Below are 4,152 nucleotides of genomic sequence, written 5' to 3' on the forward strand. Positions count from 1 at the left end.
CTGCTCGCGAACGCTGTGGGTCAGTCAACGAAGGTGGTGAATGATAAACCGCATTCGCGAGCAGGCTCGCTCCCACAGGGGATTTTTGTGAATTCTGGAAACACAAACCCCGGCACACGGCCGGGGTTTGTGATGTTCCCTTACAACCTTAAACCAGCGCAGCAATCGCCGCGTTGAAGGTTGCGCTTGGGCGCATGGCCTTGCTGATCAGCTCGGCGTCGGCGTGGTAGTAACCACCGATGTCCACTGGCTTGCCCTGTACGCCGTTGAGCTCGGCAACGATGGTCGCCTCGTTCTCGGTCAGGGTTTTGGCCAGGGTCGCGAACTGCGCTTGCAGTGCCGCGTCTTCGGTCTGGGCGGCCAGGGCCTGAGCCCAGTACAGCGCCAGGTAGAAGTGGCTGCCACGGTTGTCGATGTTGCCGACTTTGCGCGATGGCGACTTGTTGTTGTCGAGGAACTGGCCAGTGGCCTGATCCAGGGTCTTGGACAGAACCAGTGCTTTCGGGTTGTTGTAGTTCACACCCAAATGCTCGAGGGACGCTGCCAGCGCGAGGAATTCGCCCAGCGAATCCCAGCGCAGGAAGTTTTCTTCGACCAGTTGCTGCACGTGCTTCGGTGCCGAACCGCCAGCGCCGGTTTCGAACAGGCCACCGCCGTTCATCAGCGGTACGATCGACAGCATCTTGGCGCTGGTGCCCAGTTCCATGATCGGGAACAGGTCGGTCAGGTAGTCGCGCAGGACGTTGCCGGTCACCGAAATGGTGTCCTTGCCTTCGCGAGTGCGCTGCAGGGTGTACTTCATGGCATCGACCGGCGCCATGATCTGGATGTCCAGGCCGCTGGTGTCGTGATCCTTCAGGTACGCCTGAACCTTCTCGATGACCACGCCGTCGTGGGCGCGCATCGGGTCCAGCCAGAAGATCGCCGGGGTGCTGCTGGCGCGAGCGCGGTTGACGGCCAGTTTGACCCAGTCCTGAATCGGCGCGTCTTTGGTCTGGCACATGCGGAAGATGTCGCCGGCTTCAACAGCCTGTTCCATCAGCAGGTTGCCCTTGCTGTCGGTGACGCGAACCACGCCGTCAGCCTTGATCTGGAACGTCTTGTCGTGCGAGCCGTACTCTTCGGCTTTCTTCGCCATCAGGCCAACGTTTGGCACGCTGCCCATGGTGGTCGGATCGAACGCACCGTTGGCTTTGCAATCTTCGATCACGGCCTGGTAGATGGTGGCGTAGCAACGATCCGGGATCACTGCCTTGGTGTCGTGCAGTTGACCGTCGGTGCCCCACATCTTGCCGGAGTCACGGATCATCGCCGGCATCGAGGCGTCGACGATGACGTCGCTCGGCACGTGCAGGTTGGTGATGCCCTTGTCGGAGTTGACCATCGCCAGCGACGGACGCGCGGCGTAGACCGCGGCGATATCGGCTTCGATCTGCGCTTGCTGCTCGGCCGGCAGGGCCTTGATGCGCGCGTACAGATCGCCAATGCCGTTGTTCAGGTTGAAGCCGATCTGGGCCAGCACGTCAGCGTGCTTGGTCAGGGCGTCTTTATAGAACTCGGCAACGATCTGGCCGAACATGATCGGGTCGGAAACCTTCATCATGGTCGCTTTCAGGTGCACCGAGAGCAGTACGCCTTGCGCCTTGGCGCTGTCGATTTCAGCGGCGATGAACGCACGCAGGGCGTTTTTGCTCATCACGGCGCAGTCGAGGATCTCGCCGGCCTGAACGCTGGTTTTTTTCTTTCAGGACGGTCGCGGTGCCATCTTTGGCGATCAGTTCGATCTTCACAGCGTCAGCGGCGTCGATCAGGGCAGCTTTTTTCGCTGCCGTAGAAATCGCCGGTGCTCATGTGAGCGACGTGGGACTTGGAGTCTTTGGCCCAGGCGCCCATTTTGTGCGGGTGCTTGCGCGCATAGTTCTTGACCGACAGCGGAGCGCGGCGGTCGGAGTTGCCTTCACGCAGAACCGGGTTCACGGCGCTGCCCTTGACCTTGTCGTAACGCGCCTTGGCTTCTTTTTCGGCGTCGTTGGTCACGGTTTCCGGGTAGTCCGGCAGGTTGTAACCCTGGGCTTGCAGCTCTTTGATTGCCGCTTGCAGCTGAGGTACCGAAGCACTGATGTTCGGCAGCTTGATGATGTTGGCTTCAGGCGTAACGGCCAGGGCGCCCAGTTCGGCGAGGTGGTCAGCTACGGCTTTGTCGCCCAGTTGCTCGGGGAAGCTGGCCAGGATGCGTGCTGCAAGAGAGATATCGCGGGTTTCCACGGCGATATCGGCCGAGGCGGTGTAAGCCTCGATGATCGGCAGCAGGGAATAGGTGGCGAGGGCTGGAGCTTCGTCGGTGAAGGTATAGATGATCTTCGAGCGGGTGGGCATATTCGGATTAACTCTCTCTTCTTTGCTAAAGCGTGCGCAGAAACTCGAGGGGCGCCGGGTAAGCGCGTTCGTTCAAAGTCATCCATGAACCGAATGTCGAGAATCTTCGCGGTGATGTTGGGTGCATCGTTGAGCGTCAAGCAGTCAGGCTGCGGTAACAACCCGACCAATCAGGCGGAAAGTCTCGTGCTAGAGAGGCCAGCCGTCGTGACCCTTTGGTCAGCGGGCGGCATTATACATAGGTAGCTGGCAATCTGCCGATGGTTCATATGCAACCGGTCTCGTCCATTGGTCTAAAGGTCGCAGGGCGGGGTGGGGCGTAGAGTCGCCGGGAATGCTTGAGTTTGGCGCTTTTCCCTTTGCTTTCAGGCTTGTACGAAACCAGATGTGCCCGCGTCGTGAACAGAGGGTTTGCGTGTTGATTTAACTGGGTTACGCTCGAACCAAGCCAGATGTTCAATCCAAACAATGGAGTTCAGCATGGGTTACAAGAAGATTCAGGTTCCAGCCGTCGGCGACAAAATCACCGTCAATGCAGACCATTCTCTCAATGTTCCTGATAACCCGATCATCCCCTTCATTGAAGGTGACGGCATTGGCGTCGACGTCAGCCCGGTGATGATCAAAGTGGTTGATGCTGCCGTGGCCAAGGCCTACGGGGGCAAGCGCAAGATTTCCTGGATGGAGGTTTATGCTGGCGAAAAAGCAACTCAGGTCTATGACCAGGATACCTGGCTGCCCCAGGAAACCCTGGACGCCGTCAAGGATTACGTGGTCTCCATCAAGGGCCCGCTGACCACCCCGGTCGGTGGCGGCATCCGCTCCCTCAACGTGGCCCTGCGCCAGCAGCTCGATCTCTATGTCTGCCTGCGCCCTGTGGTGTGGTTCGAAGGCGTGCCGAGCCCGGTGAAAAAAGCCTGGCGACGTCGACATGGTGATCTTCCGCGAGAACTCCGAAGACATCTATGCCGGCATCGAATGGAAGGCCGGCTCTCCTGAGGCCACCAAAGTCATCAAGTTTCTGAAAGAAGAAATGGGCGTCACCAAGATCCGTTTTGACCAGGATTGCGGTATCGGCATCAAGCCTGTTTCCAAGGAAGGCACCAAACGTCTGGTGCGTAAGGCCTTGCAATACGTGGTGGACAACGACCGCAAGTCGCTGACCATCGTGCACAAGGGCAACATCATGAAATTCACCGAAGGTGCCTTCAAGGACTGGGGTTACGAGGTGGCGAAGGAAGAATTCGGCGCCGAGCTGCTCGATGGCGGCCCATGGATGAAATTCAAGAACCCGAAAACCGGCCGTGAGGTCATCGTCAAGGATGCCATCGCCGACGCCATGCTCCAGCAGATCCTGCTGCGTCCGGCCGAATACGATGTGATCGCCACGCTGAACCTCAACGGTGACTACCTCTCCGATGCCCTGGCGGCTGAAGTGGGTGGTATCGGTATTGCGCCGGGCGCCAACCTGTCCGACACCGTGGCCATGTTCGAGGCGACCCACGGTACCGCGCCGAAGTACGCCGGCAAGGACCAGGTCAACCCGGGCTCGGTGATTCTGTCGGCCGAGATGATGCTGCGTCATCTGGGCTGGACCGAAGCGGCTGACCTGATCATCAAGGGCACCAATGGCGCCATCAAGGCCAAGACCGTGACTTACGACTTCGAACGTCTGATGGAAGGCGCCACGCTGGTGTCTTCTTCGGGCTTCGGTGAAGCGATCGTCAAGCACATGTAAGAAAGGCAGTTGCAACAAAACCGCCCGGCTCGAGTGAT

2 pseudogenes are annotated in these 4,152 nt (G+C 59.1%); one reads left to right on the forward strand and one right to left on the reverse strand.

The features are described 5' to 3' along the window. Positions 1–148: 148 nt before the first annotated feature. Positions 149–2,376, reverse strand: a pseudogene (locus tag HT737_RS26050) (NADP-dependent isocitrate dehydrogenase). 480 nt (positions 2,377–2,856) lie between these two features. On the opposite strand from HT737_RS26050, the pseudogene icd reads away from it, so the two are divergent. After that, a pseudogene (gene icd / locus HT737_RS26055) lies at positions 2,857–4,114 on the forward strand (NADP-dependent isocitrate dehydrogenase). The last annotated feature ends 38 nt before the right edge of the window (positions 4,115–4,152 follow it).

It is taken from the genome of Pseudomonas sp. MD195_PC81_125 (assembly GCF_014060985.1).
GTDB classification, from domain to species: Bacteria; Pseudomonadota; Gammaproteobacteria; order Pseudomonadales; family Pseudomonadaceae; genus Aquipseudomonas; species Aquipseudomonas parakoreensis.